Source organism: Arsenicicoccus sp. oral taxon 190, from assembly GCF_001189535.1.
Lineage (GTDB): Bacteria > Actinomycetota > Actinomycetes > Actinomycetales > Dermatophilaceae > Arsenicicoccus.
The window spans coordinates 2,719,710-2,735,531 of record NZ_CP012070.1 but is presented as its reverse complement, the minus strand read 5'-3'; the positions used below and the strand labels follow the sequence as shown (position 1 = coordinate 2,735,531).

The window sequence follows — 15,822 nt, the reverse complement described above, 5'->3', positions numbered from 1 at the left end:
GGTGGTTCCCGCCGGTCGCAGCATCACCTGTCCGGGTGGCGGAATGGCAGACGCGCTAGCTTGAGGTGCTAGTGTCCTTTATCGGACGTGGGGGTTCAAGTCCCCCCTCGGACACCACGAGGTAGTTCTCGGAAATACCCTTTTGATTCCCGAAACTCCCGGCCAGAGCCTATCTGGCCGGGAGTTTCGTCGTCGTAGGGAAGCTGGCGGCGCTGGAGAGGGGAAGACTCGATGGGCGGTCACGTGCGCGCGGCGGCCAGGAGCCTCCGGTGAGGCGCGGCGGCTCTCGTCGGGAGCAGATCGCCAGCGGAGACGTCCGCGTCGTCTACGGCCGCGTCGCTCTTGGTCGTGACGAGCCAGTCATCGCCGTGGTGCGTCGCGAGGAGGACGCTCGCGCGCTTGAGGCGGAGGTGCTGGGGCAGTATCCCGAGGCGCGCGTGATGTGGGAGACCCTTCCGATGAGTCAGGCCTGCGACACCGTGCACATCCTGTTTCAGACCAGCGGCGAGCCTGACGCTCTCGACGTGGCGAATCCCGTCGGCGTTGGTGCCTTCGCAGATCGCACGACCGCCGAACGAGAGCGTGAGGCTCTCGCTTCCGACGGGCGGGACTACATCGTCGGGTCGTTCCCGCTCGGGTGGCGTCGTGCAGGTTGGCCCTGCGCCGCCGACTCACTGAGCCGGCGCCCACGATAGGCGCCTGGAGTCGAGGGTGAGCTCGGAGATGAGGTCGTCAGAGGCGGCGCACGACCCCGCCGACCGGGGGTCTGTCGGTGGTGGCCACTAACGTCCCGACCTGTCACGATGGACGTACGAGGAGGCCGCCATGGGATCTGCAACAGTCGAGACATTGACGACCGAACAGGCGCGGGCCGAGCTCAGTCACCTCCGGGCCAGGCTCGGGTCGCTGGACTCAGCGAGAGCACGTTCCCAGGCTGACCTGCTGACCGTGGAGGAGGAAGGGGCCCTGCGTCGAGCTGAGTCGCTCGCCTGGCTTCTCGGCGAGGAGTGATGAGGGAGAGCCTGCAGGCGCAGGCGCAGCAGTTCGCCCGCTCGCTCTCGGACCTGGCATCCACTTTCGTGGGTCAGGCGCACCCGTTCGTCGCGACGACGCTCGGCGAACGGATCGTGATCCAGTCGGAGGCGCCCATCCCGATCGCCACGGCCCGCCGCACGCTGTTGAGCGTGACCTCCCGCTACCGCTGCACGTACGACTCCGCGGGTCAGTACCTGGTGGTCGAGGAGTCCGAGATCAAGGTGTTCGGGGGCTCCCAGGGCAAGGGCGACCCGTTGTTTCGGGTCGAGTACGTGCGGGACCAGGCGAGCCATCTGCCGTGCGCCCATCTGCACATCCACGCCCACCGGGACCAGCTCTCAGTGGCCATGGCTGTCGCCGGGACCGACGGGGCCGAACGACGGACGACCACACAGGGAGACGACTACATGCGGGGCACGCGCATCTCGGAGCTGCACTTCCCGGTCGGCGGCCATCGTTTCCGGCCGGGTCTTGAGGACGTGTGCAATGGATGGTCACCGAGTTCGGCGCATCCACCGGGCCGACGTGGCCCACGGTGTTGAGCGACAGGCGCGTGAGCTACCGACGTCAGCAGACGGCTGCAGCGGTGCGAGACTGCCCGAGCGAAGCCGTTCGAGTCCTGCGCGAGATGGGATACGCCGTGGAGGATCCTGAAGGCGGTCCGCGTGTGGACCGCCTCGCCAAGCTCGCTGCGTTCTGACTCCCATCCACGGCACGGGTCCACTCAGTCAGCCGCGGTGGAGCTCGTCAACGATGGCCAGGTCGGCGCCGCTCTGGTCCTACGGCCGAGGTCACGTCCCTTGCGGCGCGCGGAGTTCCGGAGTGTTCGTCGGTTCGGGCTCTTCGTCCTGTGCGGAAGTACGAGTCGCGGGCACGGTCTGCCAATGGCGGGGGACGCGTTCGTGCCGAATGGTGACGGGCCGGCCCAGGTGCTGCTCGACGAGGTGGCACAGCTCGGGGCCTTCGATGGCCTGCAGGCGGGGGTTGGCGTCGATGATCCGCCGACCTGCCGGAGCGATCCAGGCAGTAGTGACCAGGATCGCCCGGGTGGCATGCTTCTCGCCCATCACGCCGAGGAGCTCGTGGACGGTGGCACGCTCGACGGCCTTGCTGTACCGCTTGGCCTGGACGATGACTTCCCCGCCGGTCCACTCACCGGGGTCGACCACCACCGCATCGACGCCGGCATCGTTGGAGCTGGTCGTGTGCCACCCGCGAAGCCCCATCGCGAGGAAGAGGTCGCGCACGAGGTACTCGAAGTCCGTGGGACGCATCTGCAGCAGGTCGGTCCGGGAGTCGAAGGCCAACGACCCCTCCTGGTCCGCTGGAATGTTGAACATGCAGAGCTCGTGGCTGGTGAAGGGGGCCACCGCTTCGACCTCATACGCGTTGCGACTCGCACGCGAACGCAGGACGGTCTCGACGCAGGCCGCCGGATCAAGCTCGGGTGCGTCGAGGTTGATCGAGTCCATGAGCGCCCGGTCCACCTTGGAGGTGACCATCGGGCGTCGTCCACGCTGACCGGTGGCGGGGTCGACGGCATTCACCTCGACACTGATCCACACCTGGTCCAGCAGGTCGGGATCCACGGCGTCGAAGGTCTCGCGGAGGGCGCGCAGGGCGAGACGGGCGAGGTGGTTGCGGTACAGCTGACGGCGTTCACGGTCAGGACGATTCACGGGAGCGACGCCCCCGGCTCGGCTGACCTTGAAGGTCGAGTGCTCAGGGACCACGTCAGTCGGGCCGGGCGCCAGGACCACGACCAGGAGGCGGCGGTTGTCGTCGTCAGCCAGCACCTCGTATGACGTGCCCGGCTCCGCCGCCCCGTCCATCAGGGCCACGAGCCCCGGGGCGGCGTCCGACAGCGACGTCGCGGAGATCCCTCCCTCGACCCGGCGCTGAAGCACCCTCTCCAGCTGGCGCACCCGGTCCTGGACGTGCTCGGCCATCATCTCTGCGTGTCGGCGGTCCTGCTCCTTCCTCGCAGCCTCGTGGTCAGCTGCGACGCGTCTAGCCTCTTGCTGTGCTTCCCGCACGGCGCGCAATCTGTCTCGTTCCGCCGCAGATTCAGCGCGTTCCCTCGCGCGGGTCCTCGCCTGCACCTCACGCTCGACACGTCGAGCCGCAACCTCCGCCGCGCGAGTTTTCGCCTCGATCGCCTTCTGCGCAGCCCTGGCTTCGCGTTCCTGCGCCCGCCGTCGACGCTCGGCCTCCGCCTCGTCGGCCGTGCGCTTCTTGTCCTGGCGCGCCTTCTCTTGCTTGAGCTCCTTCTCCGCCGCGGCGCGCACTCGTGCGTCGGCGGTCTCTCGGCGTGCGCGCTCGCGCGCCGCCTCGCGGTGGAGTGCGGCTATCTGCTCGAGGAAGCCCTTGCGCCTCGCCATCACGAATCCTCTACGGGTCGAGGGCTATGCCGCGCGGCCCCTTTGCCGTAGCAGGACCAGCCCAATTCGATGGCAGGCTACTGCGGCCGGGGCAAGCCAGCCGGTCGAGACTGCTTCTTCACGAGCAGGCACAAGTGATCTGGCGAGATGCCACCTGCCGTGGGCACATCAGGAAAGGCGACACGTTGAGGAACGCTGGGCGCCGAGCAGGGCCTCACGCAGCTCGCGGTCGACGGCATACAGGTAGAGGCCCCGGACACCGCGGGTGAGCAGCACGTTGAGCTCGTTCCGCAGCAGGTGCTCGGCCACCGCGACCTTGGTGCCGTTGGCAAGGGTCCGCCGCTTCGTGGCGTTGCGGTTAGCGCTGGCCGAGGGGTCGAAGACGATCTGCCCGTCGCGGTAGGTCACGGACGGCCCGATGATGACCCCGGCGTAGTCCAGGTCGAAACCCTGGACGGTGAACGTGGACCCGACCTCGTCGATCGATCGGGGCCGTTCGGCCCAGGACCGTCCTCGCAGGTCGCGTCGTTCGGCCGCGTCGTAGTCCAGCTGGAGGTTCCACGGCACGCGGAAGGTGTCGATGACGACGTCCCACGTCTTCCCGTCGACGCGACGCTTCTCGACGAACTCCCAGTCGAAGGTCGCCGTGAGGCGAGACAGACCGTGCTCCTCGTCCGCGGCCTTTGCCCGGATCGCGGCATACAACGCGTGCGGGTCGTCGAACACCTTCACGTCGTAGTCGGGGTCGTCCGGGATCTCGTCCACCCGCCGGTCGTCCACCAGGTGACGCACCCAGAGATAGGTCGCCTCCGAGGACGTCATCCGCATCTGCTCGTCGAGCTCGATGACCTGCGTTGCGCCGTCGCGGAGCTCACGCAGCTGGTCCGGTTCCCAGTACTGGTTGGTGGCCACCATCTGCTGCGGGTCGAAGATCGCCACGACCACCCGCGCTCGACGTCGCAGGTCGGCGAGCTGGTTGGTCCCTCGGTAGGACTGCTTGCCCTGCGTCCAGAGCAGGTGCGCCTCGTCGACCAGCACCACGTCGACCGGGTCGGCGTCCTCGTCTCGGCCGTTGATGAACCTCGTCGGCTTGCTCACCCGGTCACCCGCACGTCGCGCCAAGCCGAGCTTGAGAGCGATCTGCTCGTAGACGGTGAGCTGCTGGTCGTGGTTCACGAGCAGCCAGGCGTCGAGGTCGTCCAGACCAGACATCACGTCGCGGGCCACGTCCTCCATGAACAGGTCGTAGAACAGGCTGCTCAGCAGGACCGTCTTGCCGGTGCCCGCGGAGCCCTCGACGAGGATCAGCTGGCCCATGGCCCGGGACGCGCGGGCCTCCACGATCGCGTCGTGGATCCGCGCCTTCGCCGCGAGCTGCTGCTGCGTGAGCTTGTGGAAGGGAGATGCCTTGAAGAGCGCGGACTCGCGCACGATCTTCTCGGTGGGGAACAGGTGACGGTCATGCCCACGCAGCTGGTTCCACGCGTCGCGGAAGGTCTCGTCCAGCAGGTCTCGTGAGTAGTAGTCGTTCTGCGGGTTGTGCTTGCGGTTGTGCAGGCGGACGACGGCGTCGGAGCCCTTGAGCCAGTGCATCAGCCGGTTCTCGACGTCGAGGGTCATCGACTTCGTGAAGTGCTCGTGCCCTATGACGTACATCTGCGCGTCCGGGGCGTCGGCCAGACCCTTCCAGTCCTCTCGGACGAGGATGTCGGCCCGCAGGTGCTGCACGGTGCGGCTGCGGATGTCGGACGTCTCCCCGACATACACCTCGTAGCGGCCGGCAGCAGCCCCCTTGTGCACGACGTAAACCGTGGGGAAGTCCAGCAGGTGCCTCGCCAGTCGTTGCTCCGCCGCGCTCCGCGCACCCTGCAGCTGCTCGACCAGCTCGGTCAGAGCGCGCTCGTGGAAGGGGATGCGCCGCACGAACGCCTTGCCTGCCACGGACCCTCCGGATCTGCCGCATTGTCGGGAGCGGCCAGCCTACGAGCTGGCCGGCGCTCCTGATGGATGCACCGCCGTGACAGGCTCAGCCGTATGACGTCCAACCCCACCCTGCCGGACCTCGCTGCCCGCGCCGCCGCCTTCACCGCCGACCGCGACTGGGGCCGGTTCCACGACCCGAAGTCCCTGATCCTGGCGCTGACGGGGGAGGTGGGCGAGCTGGCCGAGCTGTTCCAGTGGGCGGCACCCTCCGGCGAGGGCGTCTCCGCGACACGAGCAGGCGAGGAGATGGCGGACGTGCTGATCTATCTCCTGCACCTGGCCAACGCCCTCGACATCGACCTCGGTGCTGCCGTCACGGCCAAGATGGACGCCAACGACGCGCGCTTCGCCGTCGCCGACGTCATGAGCTCCGCACCCCACAAGACGTGAGGTCCGGACCCACTCCATTTGCGAATTGATTGCAATAGGGCAGATGGCTGGCATGGACGCCTACCTGCTGCCGGACCTGCCGTACGACTACTCGGCCCTCGAGCCGTACATCAGCGGCGAGATCATGGAGCTGCACCACGACAAGCACCACGCCACCTACGTCAAGGGCATCAACACGACCGTCGAGCAGCTCGCCGAGGCCCGTGAGCAGGGGTCCTTCGGGTCGCTGTCCACGCTGGAGAAGAACCTCGCCTTCCACCTCGGCGGCCACGTCAACCACTCGGTCTTCTGGGCCAACATGTCGCCCGACGGCGGCGACAAGCCCACCGGAGCCCTGGCCGGGCGCATCGACCAGGACTTCGGGTCCTTCGCCGCCTTCCGCGCCCACTTCGAGGCCGTCGCCCTCGGGGTGCAGGGGTCCGGCTGGTCCGTCCTGGCCTGGGACATGGTCGCCGGGCGCTGCTACGTCATCCAGCACTTCGACCACCAGGGCAACCTGCCCATGTGCATGGTCCCGCTGCTCACCCTCGACATGTGGGAGCACGCCTACTACCTGCAGTACAAGAACGACAAGGCCACCTTCGTGAAGCAGTGGTGGAACATCGTCAGCTGGGCCGACGTCCAGGACCGCTACGCCAAGGTCAGCACCCAGACCCGCGGGCTGATCGTGCCGTGACCGACGGGGTCAGGAGCTGGACGGCGGCTCCTCGTCCGCGATCACCAGCACGAGGTCGCGGACGGCATACCCCTTGATCAGCTCGTCCCACTCGATGCGGGGTGCGCCGTCGAGCCGCAGCGGCGGGCGAAGCAGGCGGGTCAGGAAGATGTCCGACTCCTGCGTCGCGATCGCGTTGCCCGGGCACATGTGGTTGCCATCGCCGAAGCTCATCGCCTCCGGCCGCAGCCCCGCCGCCGTCTCCCGCCCCGGGCACACCGTCAACGGCTGCGGCCCCACCGCGGACTCGTCGGCGTTGGCCGCGCGGATGTAGAGGTCGAGGACAGCGCCCGCGGGCACGGCATACGAGCTGTCGTCGCAGGTCAGCGTGAGGGGCTCGGTGGTCCGGCGGTAGAGGTGGCCGACCACCGGCTCGAGCCGCAGGATCTCGTCGAGGATGTCGTAGCGCTCCGGCTGCTCGGCCGCGAGGTAGGCATCGCGCAGCGACGGCTGCTCGAGCAGGTGCCAGGTCGCCATGGAGATGAACTCGCGCGTCGTGATCATCCCCGCCGCGGCGTAGGTGATGCACTCGACGAGGATCTCCTCGTCCGTGTAGTCCTGGGAGATCAGGTGGGAGATGACGTCGTCGCGCGGCTCGACACGGCGGGCCGCGATGGCGGGGCGGACGTCGGAGCGGTCGAAGGCCATGACCGTCGGGATCGACCGCACCGCCTTGAGCGCCGCCACCAGCCGACCGAACCGCCCCGCGGACGCGTCCGGCGCCGCCGGCGGCATCGCGAAGAACGCGTTGAGCCGGCGCGTCATCCCGTCCAGGTCCGACTCCGTGAGACCCACCACCTGCGCCGCCACCTCGACGGAGTAGGTCATGGTGACGTCCGACAGCGACGCCCGTCCCTCCTGCAGGATCTCCGCCACGAGACGGTCCGCGAGCTCCTCCATCAGCTCCCGGTAGCGCCGGTCCACCGTCGCCGGCGCGAAGTAGCGCGCGATCGCCTTGCGCTTCGCCTTGTGCTCGTCACCGTCCTGGAAGAGCACCGGCGGGTGGGCCTTGGGACGCCCCGACCGGGCCGACTCGGCGTTGAACCCCGCCTGGGTGGTCGAGCCGCCCGCCCGCAGCACCTGTCGCACCGGCTCCAGCGCCCGCACGTGCCCGACGCCGTCGATCTCCTCGACGGGCGGCGCGACCGCCTCACCGGCACGGACGGTCTTGCGCTGGCACTCGGTCACGACGGCCTCCTGCTGAGCTCGACGGCGGATGTCCCCAGCCTAGGGTCGACGCGGCGCCCGAACGGGGCGGGGGAGCGACATACGTGAGGGATAGGGTCGAGACCATGACCGACCCGAACGCCCAGACGACCGTGACGGACCCGACGCAGGAGGTCGAGCGCCTCTGCCGCGACCTCATCCGGATCGACTCCTCCAACTACGGCGACGGGTCGGGGCCGGGGGAGAGGGCGTGCGCGGAGTACGTCATGGAGCAGCTCACCGAGGTGGGGCTCGACCCGTTCTACGGCGAGTCGCAGGACAAGCGGGCCAACGTGTCGGTGCGCCTCGAGGGGTCCGACAGCTCGCGGCCCGCGCTGATCGTGCACGGGCACCTCGACGTGGTCCCGGCCGACGCGGGCGACTGGTCCGTCGACCCGTTCAGCGCCGAGGTCGAGGACGGCTGCATCTGGGGCCGCGGCGCCGTGGACATGAAGGACATGGACGCCATGATCCTCGCCAACCTGCGCCACCTGGCCCGGACCGGCACCAAGCCGCCCCGGGACGTGGTGTTCACCTTCTTCGCCGACGAGGAGGCCGGCGGGGTCCACGGGTCGCACTGGATGGTCGACCAGCACCCCGAGCTCTTCGAGGGCGCGACCGAGGCGATCAGCGAGGTCGGCGGCTACTCCGTCACGATCCCGCGCAAGGACACCGGGGAGCAGGTGCGCGCCTACCTGCTGCAGACCGCCGAGAAGGGCATCGCCTGGCTGCGCCTCACCGCCCACGGCCGGGCCGGCCACGGCTCCGTCCCCAACGCCGACAACGCCATCGTCCGGCTCGCCGCCGCCATCGAACGCATCGACGCCCACAAGTGGCCCCGCACCTACATCGCCAGCGTCCGAGAGCTGCTGGACGGCCTGTCCTCCGTGACGGGCACCGGATACACCGACGAGGACGCCAGCGAGCTGCTCGAGCACATCGGCGGGGCACGAGGATTCGTGCTCGGAACGCTGCAGGACACCAGCAACTTCACGATGCTCGACAGCGGCTACAAGCACAACGTGATCCCGCAGACGGCGTCCGCGACGCTGGACTGCAGGTTCCTGCCCGGGCACGAGGGCGAGCTGATGGCCACCATCCGCGAGCTGGCGGGGGAGCACGTCGAGGTCAGCGTGCACCACCGTGACGTGGCCCTCGAGGCGCCCTTCGGCGGCGACCTCGTGGACCGTATGGCGGACGCCCTGCAGGCCGAGGACCCCGGCTCGCTGCTGCTGCCCTACTGCCTGTCCGGCGGCACCGACAACAAGGCCCTGTCCCGGCTGGGCGTGACCGGCTACGGGTTCGCGCCGCTGCGCCTGCCCGCCGACCTGGACTTCGTCGGGATGTTCCACGGCATCGACGAGCGGATCCCGGTGGACTCGCTCGCCTTCGGCACCCGGGTGCTGGGGCGGCTGCTCGCGACCTGCTGAGCCGTATGGCGAGCCCCGCCCGCCCGGACAGCAACCGCCCGGCGGGCAACCGCCCGGCGGGCAACCGCCCGGCGGGTGGGGGCAGGGCCGGGGGGCGGCGGCATACGGCTCAGGCGGTGCGCGTGACCCGGATGATGCGGCGACGGATCTCGGCCCGGCGCACCCCGCCCCAGTAGAGCGACATGCGGGTGAGCTCCCAGTGGCCGTACTCCGCCTCGTCGGTGAGCGCCCGGCGGATCTCGGCGCGCGTCGCGTCCCGTCCGAAGGTCATGGTGCGGTACTCGTAGTCGGCCACGCGGGCTCCTTCTTGGGCAAGAGCGACCTGCTGAGGGCGGTCGTCGGGGGCGCCATACCCCACCTTGCCAGACAACGGGATGCCACCGTGGTCAGCGTCCGGACGACGGGGTAACGTCTCCTGCATGACCACCGAGCCGCGCGCCGCCCTCGCCACCTTCATCGCTGCGATCGAGCGACACTTCGAGGCCGCCGCCTCGCGCCGGGGCGAGGACGACCCCGCCGTCGTCAACGCCTACCAGGAGCTCGCCGACGCCTTCGAGGCCTACGACGAGGCCCTGGACGACGCGTTCGGGGAGGTCACGCCGCTCGGCATCTACACCGAGGACGAGGACGACGACTACGACGACGAGGACGGGCCGTATGTCGGCCTCGACGACGAGGACTACGACGAGGACGAGGACGACGACGAGGACGCGGACGACGACCGGGACACCCGTCGTCGCTGATCCGTCCGGGCGCCTGCCCGTCGCGAGCTCAGACGCCGGAGCCCTCAGTGGGCTCCGGCGTCTTCGCGTGTGCTGCTGGTGTTGCGCTGGTCTCGTCCCGGCCGCGTGCTGGTCCGGTGCTGGTCTCGCACTGGTGTCGCCAACTCAGCCTACGCGCAGTCCTGATGCGTCACAATGGTCGGCGGCCCACGCCGCGGCCCTCCCCGACCGAAAGCGAACCTTCGTGTCTGCCCTGAGCTATCTGGACTCCATCATCCTCGGCATCGTCGAGGGAGTCACGGAGTACCTCCCCGTCTCCTCGACCGGCCACCTCACCATCGCCGAGAAGATGCTCGGGCTGCCGATCGACGACCCGGCCGTCACGTCCTTCACGGCCGTGATCCAGCTGGGCGCGATCCTCGCGACCCTCATCTACTTCTGGGGCAAGATCAAGGCGATGTTCCTGGCGTGGGTCGCCGGTCTGCGCAACCCGGAGGCCCGCGAGAAGCAGGACTACTCCCTGGCGTGGGCCGTCATCATCGGGTCCATCCCCGTCGTCATCGCCGCGCTGCTGTTCAAGAGCTACATCACCGGGCCGCTGCGCAGCCTGTGGGTCGTCGCCGGCGCGCTGATCCTGTGGAGCGTCGTCATCTGGGCCGGGGAGCGGCACCACGCCCGGCTGATCGCCACCGGCCAGGACCGCCCCGAGGGCTCGCGCGTCACCATCAAGGACGGCCTCGTCATCGGCCTGATGCAGTGCTGCTCGCTGGTGCCCGGGGTGTCCCGCTCCGGCACCACGATCACCGCCGGTCTGTTCCGCGGCCTCGACCGGGTCACCGCGACCGAGCTGTCCTTCTTCATGGCGATCCCGGCGCTGGTCGGGGCCGGGATCTACGAGCTGAAGGACGTCAATACGTCGGTGGTCGGCCTCGGCCAGCTCGCGGTCGGCACCATCGTGTCCTTCATCGTCGCGTACGCCTCCATCGCGTGGCTGCTGCGCTTCGTCAAGAACAACAGCCTGATGTTCTTCGTCGGGTGGCGCGTCCTGGTCGGCGCGGCCGTGCTGGTCGCCCTGACGGCGGGGTGGATGAGCGCCACCTGATCGGTGAGGCGGGGGCGGGCGCCATACGGACCACAACCACACCCTCAGGGGTGACTTGGGTCGGTATGCCGCCCCCGAACCGACCACAACCACACCCTCGGGTGACGTTGTGGTCGTGAGGTTGCCCCCGTTCGACGGACATCGGATTAGGCGGCCTGGGCCGCGGTGGTGATCCGGTGCTCGAAGGCTACCGGGGTCTGCATGCCGAGGGCTGAGTGGCGTCGGCGGCGGTTGTAGACGTTCTCGATCCAGGCGGTGACGGCCTTGATCGCGTCGTGGTGGGTGGGGAAGGTGTGCCGGTTGTAGAACTCGGTCTTCAGCGTCGACCAGAAGCTCTCCTGCTGGGCGTTGTCCCAGCACACCCCGGTACGCCCGACGGACTGGCGTACCTCGACCTCGAGGGCTACCTGGTGCAGCTGGGCGGAGGTGTATTGACAGCCGCGGTCGGCGTGGAACACCACTGCGCCGGTGGGGCCGGCCGCTGGGTCGCGGAAGGTCACCGCGCGGCGCAACGCGGTCTCGACGACGTCGGTGTGCAGGCTGCCGCTGAAGGCGTACCCGATGACCCGGCGGCTGCATGCGTCGCGTACGGCGCACAGGTACAGCCACCCCTGCCCGGTGGGCAGGTAGGTGATGTCGGACGTCCACACGACGTTGAGCTGTCCGCGGTCGAAGTCGCGCCCGACCAGGTCAGGGATCGAGTGAGGACTCGGGTCGATACCCATCGGCGGGACCGGCTTCCACGTGCGTGGGCTGATGCCCTGAATGCCGTTGGCACGCATGATCTTCGCGACGGTCTTGCGGGACACGACCTCACCAGCGGCGCGTAGGTCGGCGAGGACCCTGGGGGAGCCGTTCACGCCGTCGGATGCCGCGTGTGCGGCGACGACCTTGGTGGCCAGGCCCGCCAGGCGACGAGCCCGCGGACCCGGCCCGCGGTGCTGCCGGTCGGCCCAGTCGTAGTAGCCCGACCTGGACACCCCCAGCAGCTGACACATCCGCGTCACGGGGATGCCGTTCGATTCGCTGGCGGCCTTCTGCGCGTGGATCAGAGCGTAGGCGGCATCGGCCGCGACGACGCGTTCTCCGCCACGAAGAAGGCCGCTGCTTTTTTCAGGAACTCCCGGTCCATGCGTAGCTGGGCGTTCTCTGCGCGGAGCCGTTCCAGCTCGGCGCGCTCGTTGACGTCAACCGCCGGCGGCGGGTCAACCATCCTGGCCCGCTCCGCAGCGACCCACCGTCCCAGCAGCTGCTCCCCGACCCCGATCTCACGCGACACCTCAGCGATCGCGCGCCCCGAGTCGATCACCAACCGGGCCGCGTCGACCCGGTACTGCGGGGTGTAGCTCTTCCTCTTCGCACCCATGAAGGGCATCCTCTCCCGCCAGGCACACGGCCCGGCCAGTCAGGATGTCCGTAGAACGGGGTCAACCCCAGTCGCCCCGCGCCCGGACTCCCCGCCAACGGGGTCCGTTTGGGCGCGTACGCGACACAAGACGTCCACGATCGCGGGAGGGGAGGGGAGGGAGCGGGGAGGAGGAGTCCGGGAGGGGGCAGGGGCAGGGCGGCAGGGGCTGGGGCGCGGGTGGTCAGAGCCAGCCGGAGCGCTTGAACAGGCGGTACAGGAAGATGCAGCCGCCCACCATCAGGGCCAGCGCGAAGAAGTAGCCGTAGTAGAACTCGTGGCCGCCCAGGTGGACGCTGGCCTCCAGCTCGGGCATGAACTTGAAGTTCTGCCCGTAGATCCCCGCGATCATCGTCGGCAGCACGCCCATCGCGGCCCAGGCGGAGATCTTGCGCATGTCCTCGTTCTGCTTGACGCCGATCTGCGCGAGGTGGGCGTTGAGGACGTCGGTGAGCAGCCGGTCGTAGGACTCGACGTGGTCGTTGACCTTGAGCAGGTGGTCCAGGACGTCGGCGAAGAACGGGCGAGCCGCCTTGTGCACCACCGGGACCGACCGGTCCTTGGCGAGGCGGCGCACCGGCTCGGCCAGCGGCACCGAGGCCCGCTTGAACTCCAGCACCTCTCGCTTGAGCTCGTAGATCTCCGACGCGTGGTCGCCCTTGCCGCCGCCGAAGATGCTGCGCTCGATCCGGTCCAGGTCCTCCTCGAGCTCGGCGTCGATCAGCATGTAGTTGTCGACGATCGAGTCGAGCACGGAGTAGAGGACGGCGGCCGGCCCGTGCGCGAGCTGGTCGGGCGCGAGCTCGAGGCGGGCGCGGACCCCGGCGAGCGGGTTGGCGTCGCCGTTGCGCACCGTGAGCACGAACTTGTCGCCGACGAAGAGCATCACCTCGCCGGTCTCGACGTCGCTGGTGCTCTCGACGTACCGCAGGGTCTTGACGACCATGAAGAGCGTGTCGTCGTAGATGTCCATCTTGGCGCGCTGCTCGCCGGTCAGGGCGTCCTCGACGGCGAGCGGGTGCAGCCCCAGCTCGTCGTTGACCAGCGCGAACTCCTCGTCGGTCGGGTCCTTGAGCCCGATCCAGAGGAATCCGTCGTCGGCGCGGTCCCGCAGCGCCGCGAGCTCGTCGCTGAGGTCGCCGCAGGCGAGGCGGCGGCCGCCGCGGTAGAGGGCTTGGTCCACGATCACAGCCAGCAAGGCTACGGCCTGTGCCCCTACAGTGGCGAGGTGCCCACCCTGCTGCTCGTCCGCCACGGACGCACCGCCGCCAACGCCACCGGCCAGCTCGCGGGGTGGACCCCCGGCGTCGGGCTCGACGACACCGGCCGCGAGCACGCCCGCGCTCTCGGGGAGCGGCTGCGTGGTCTGCCGGTCGTCCTCGCCGCGGTGAGCCCGCTGCAACGCTGCCAGGAGACCGCGGACGAGCTGTATGCCGCCGCCGCGTGGTCGGACGCCCGCCGGGTCACCGCGGACGACCTGGGGGAGTGCCACTACGGCGCGTGGACCGGCCGCCCGCTGGCCGAGCTGGCCACGGAGGAGCTGTGGCGCACCGTGCAGGACCACCCGAGCCGGGCGAGGTTCCCCGACTCCCCGGAGCACCGCGCCGAGTCGATCGCGGACATGGCGCACCGCGCGGTCGCGGCGGTCCGGCGGCTGGACCGGCTCGTCGAGGCCGAGCAGGGCCCGGACGCGCTGTGGGTCGCGGTCAGCCACGGCGACGTGATCAAGGCGATCGTGGCGGACGCGGCGGGCACGCACCTCGACCACTTCCAGCGGTTCATGGCGGGGCCGGCGTCAGTGTCGGTGATCCGCTACACGGCGGCACGGCCGTTCGTCATACGGACCAACGACTCCGGAGGCGACCTGAGCGGGCTGGTGCCCACCCGATCAGCTGACGAGACGCCGCGCGGGGACGCCGCGGTCGGCGGCGGCACGGCATAGGGTCAGGAGCATGCCGCAGCAGATCTTCGACCCGCCGGAGCGTTTCGTCGCGGGGACCGTGGGGCCTCCCGGGCAGCGCACGTTCTTCCTGCAGGCCGCCGGGGACGGCCGCCTGGTGTCGATGTCCCTGGAGAAGCAGCAGGTCCAGGTCCTCGCCGACCGGTGCAACGACCTGCTGGACAGCTATGCCCCCATCACGGGCTCCGACGCCGCCGCGAGCGCCCTGGTCGACAACGAGCCGCTCGGCACCCCGATCGAGGACGAGTTCCGGGTCCAGAGCATCGGTCTCGCCTACGAGCCCGGGCGTGACGTGGTCGTCATCGACTGCTCCGACGGGGACCTCGAGGAGCAGGCAGCCGCCGAGGAGGCCGGCCTGGAGCCGGAGCCCGGCGCGGCGCCGCAGCTGGTGCGGGTGGTGCTGGCCCCGCCGGCCGCCCGTGCCTTCGCCCGCCGCTCGCTGGCGCTGGTCGCGGCCGGGCGCGCGCCGTGCCCCTTCTGCGGCGAACCCCTCGACCCCGAGGGCCACATCTGCCCGCGCGCCAACGGCTACAAGCGGTGACGTGAGCGATCCCGACAGCGAGGTGCAGGCGCTGCTCGCCCGCCCCAACCCGGTCGTCGACCCGACCGAGCCCGACCAGGTCCGCGAGGTCCTGACCCGGCTGGCCGAGGACGAGATCACCCTGGTCGGTCAGCTCGTCGACGCGTCCAACGGCGTCTTCCTCGGCGTGGTGGGGCAGGGCGAGGACACCTGGCGGGTCGCCTACAAGCCGGTCCGGGGGGAGCGGCCGCTGCGCGACTTCCCCTCCGGGACGCTGGCGGCGCGGGAGGCGGCGGCGTTCGCGGTCTCCCACGAGGGCACGTATGCCGTGGTCCCGCCCACCGTCCTGCGCGACGGACCGCTCGGCGCGGGGGCGGTCCAGCTGTGGATCGACCACGACGAGTCCTCCTCCGCCATGGTCGATCTCGTGGCCCCTGACGCCGTGGGGCCGGGGATGCTGCCGGTCTTCACCGGCGAGACCCCCGCCGGCGAGCAGGTCGTCGTGGTCCACGCCGACAGCCCCGACGGGCAGCGGTTCGCGGCATACGACTGCGTGGTCAACAACGCCGACCGCAAGGGATCGCACGTCCTCGTCGACCCCAGCGGCCGGCCGTGGGGGATCGACCACGGGCTGACGCTGCACGACGAGCCCAAGCTGCGCACCGTGCTCTGGGGCTGGGTCGGTGACCCGATCCCCGAGGTCGAGCTGGAGCGGCTCGCGCTGCTGGAGTCGCTGCTCGACACGCCGGGATCGGCGCTGCTGGCCGGGTCCGGGCCGCAGGCAGGGCTGACGGACCTGCTGAGCGCGCGGGAGGTGACCGCGCTGCGCCGACGCGTGGCGGCGCTGCTGGAAGCGGGCTGCTACCCGGAGCCGGCGCCGGGGCACTACCCGATCCCGTGGCCGCCCCTCTGACGCTCCACCCGTCCGTCGACGTGACTCGACCGGGCGGCCCTGGACGGGGACCGGGTCTGT

At 69.9% G+C, this 15,822-nt stretch carries 16 protein-coding genes and 1 tRNA gene; 11 read left to right on the top strand and 6 right to left on the bottom strand.

The window, feature by feature from the left end; translation table 11 throughout:
- Positions 1–29: 29 nt before the first annotated feature.
- The 3 genes from ADJ73_RS12770 to ADJ73_RS12755 all read left to right on the top strand — a co-directional run bounded on the left by ADJ73_RS12770 (position 30) and on the right by ADJ73_RS12755 (position 1,577).
- A tRNA-Leu gene (locus ADJ73_RS12770) sits at positions 30–117 on the top strand.
- Between the two features lie 152 nt (positions 118–269).
- Complete coding sequence (locus ADJ73_RS12765; protein WP_050348578.1) at positions 270–695, top strand: hypothetical protein; 426 nt, start codon at positions 270–272, stop codon at positions 693–695.
- Between the two features lie 315 nt (positions 696–1,010).
- The gene (locus ADJ73_RS12755) at positions 1,011–1,577 is read left to right on the top strand and encodes a hypothetical protein (protein ID WP_050348576.1); all 567 of its coding nucleotides are present in this window, start codon (positions 1,011–1,013) and stop codon (positions 1,575–1,577) included.
- 249 nt (positions 1,578–1,826) lie between these two features.
- Here ADJ73_RS12755 and ADJ73_RS12750 read toward each other — a convergent pair whose 3' ends face one another.
- Both ADJ73_RS12750 and ADJ73_RS12745 read right to left on the bottom strand, forming a co-directional pair.
- Entirely contained in the window at positions 1,827–3,416 is a 1,590-nt protein-coding gene (locus tag ADJ73_RS12750) for a restriction endonuclease (RefSeq protein WP_050348575.1), read from the bottom strand.
- 168 nt (positions 3,417–3,584) lie between these two features.
- Positions 3,585–5,357, bottom strand: a complete 1,773-nt coding sequence (locus ADJ73_RS12745) for a DUF2075 domain-containing protein (protein ID WP_050348574.1) — start codon at positions 5,355–5,357, stop codon at positions 3,585–3,587.
- Between the two features lie 93 nt (positions 5,358–5,450).
- Between ADJ73_RS12745 and ADJ73_RS12740 the strand changes: the two genes are divergently transcribed.
- Together ADJ73_RS12740 and ADJ73_RS12735 are read left to right on the top strand one after the other, a co-directional pair.
- Positions 5,451–5,789 (top strand): MazG nucleotide pyrophosphohydrolase domain-containing protein, encoded by a 339-nt coding sequence (locus ADJ73_RS12740; protein WP_050348573.1) that lies wholly within the window; start codon positions 5,451–5,453, stop codon positions 5,787–5,789.
- Between the two features lie 52 nt (positions 5,790–5,841).
- A complete protein-coding gene (locus tag ADJ73_RS12735; RefSeq protein ID WP_082176990.1) occupies positions 5,842–6,465 on the top strand; it encodes a superoxide dismutase in 624 nt (207 codons plus the stop codon).
- 9 nt (positions 6,466–6,474) lie between these two features.
- Here the strand turns inward: ADJ73_RS12735 and ADJ73_RS12730 are convergent, their stop codons facing one another.
- Positions 6,475–7,692, bottom strand: coding sequence for a cytochrome P450 (locus ADJ73_RS12730; protein WP_050348571.1), 1,218 nt, complete (start codon positions 7,690–7,692; stop codon positions 6,475–6,477).
- A gap of 104 nt (positions 7,693–7,796) precedes the next feature.
- Here ADJ73_RS12730 and ADJ73_RS12725 point away from each other — a divergent pair, with 104 nt between their 5' ends.
- A complete protein-coding gene (locus ADJ73_RS12725) occupies positions 7,797–9,140 on the top strand; it encodes a M20/M25/M40 family metallo-hydrolase (RefSeq protein WP_050348570.1) in 1,344 nt (447 codons plus the stop codon).
- 109 nt (positions 9,141–9,249) lie between these two features.
- On the opposite strand, the gene ADJ73_RS12720 is transcribed toward ADJ73_RS12725, so the two are convergent.
- Positions 9,250–9,435, bottom strand: a complete 186-nt coding sequence (locus tag ADJ73_RS12720) for a DUF5703 family protein (RefSeq protein WP_050348569.1) — start codon at positions 9,433–9,435, stop codon at positions 9,250–9,252.
- A 124-nt stretch (positions 9,436–9,559) separates the two neighbouring features.
- On the opposite strand from ADJ73_RS12720, the gene ADJ73_RS12715 reads away from it, so the two are divergent.
- Together ADJ73_RS12715 and ADJ73_RS12710 are read left to right on the top strand one after the other, a co-directional pair.
- A complete protein-coding gene (locus ADJ73_RS12715) occupies positions 9,560–9,883 on the top strand; it encodes a hypothetical protein (RefSeq protein ID WP_050348568.1) in 324 nt (107 codons plus the stop codon).
- Between the two features lie 223 nt (positions 9,884–10,106).
- A complete protein-coding gene (locus tag ADJ73_RS12710; RefSeq protein WP_253272573.1) occupies positions 10,107–10,964 on the top strand; it encodes an undecaprenyl-diphosphate phosphatase in 858 nt (285 codons plus the stop codon).
- Positions 10,965–11,110: 146 nt separating this feature from the next.
- Here ADJ73_RS12710 and ADJ73_RS12705 read toward each other — a convergent pair.
- Both ADJ73_RS12705 and corA read right to left on the bottom strand, forming a co-directional pair.
- Positions 11,111–12,339, bottom strand: a protein-coding gene (locus ADJ73_RS12705; protein ID WP_441293934.1) for an IS3 family transposase whose coding sequence is annotated in 2 segments (ribosomal slippage) — positions 11,111–12,078 and positions 12,078–12,339 — 1,230 coding nt in all. Because the reading frame shifts where the segments join, the coding sequence is not laid out codon by codon here.
- Between the two features lie 214 nt (positions 12,340–12,553).
- The gene (gene corA, locus ADJ73_RS12695) at positions 12,554–13,558 is read right to left on the bottom strand and encodes a magnesium/cobalt transporter CorA (RefSeq protein ID WP_050348566.1); all 1,005 of its coding nucleotides are present in this window, start codon (positions 13,556–13,558) and stop codon (positions 12,554–12,556) included.
- Positions 13,559–13,597: 39 nt separating this feature from the next.
- On the opposite strand from corA, the gene ADJ73_RS12690 reads away from it, so the two are divergent.
- From ADJ73_RS12690 to ADJ73_RS12680, 3 genes are read left to right on the top strand one after another with little or no spacing between them, the layout of a single operon-like run.
- Complete coding sequence (locus ADJ73_RS12690) at positions 13,598–14,311, top strand: MSMEG_4193 family putative phosphomutase (protein ID WP_050348565.1); 714 nt, start codon at positions 13,598–13,600, stop codon at positions 14,309–14,311.
- Between the two features lie 10 nt (positions 14,312–14,321).
- Positions 14,322–14,870 (top strand): DUF3090 domain-containing protein, encoded by a 549-nt coding sequence (locus ADJ73_RS12685; protein ID WP_050348564.1) that lies wholly within the window; start codon positions 14,322–14,324, stop codon positions 14,868–14,870.
- A 1-nt stretch (position 14,871) separates the two neighbouring features.
- Complete coding sequence (locus tag ADJ73_RS12680) at positions 14,872–15,762, top strand: SCO1664 family protein (RefSeq protein WP_050348563.1); 891 nt, start codon at positions 14,872–14,874, stop codon at positions 15,760–15,762.
- The last annotated feature ends 60 nt before the right edge of the window (positions 15,763–15,822 follow it).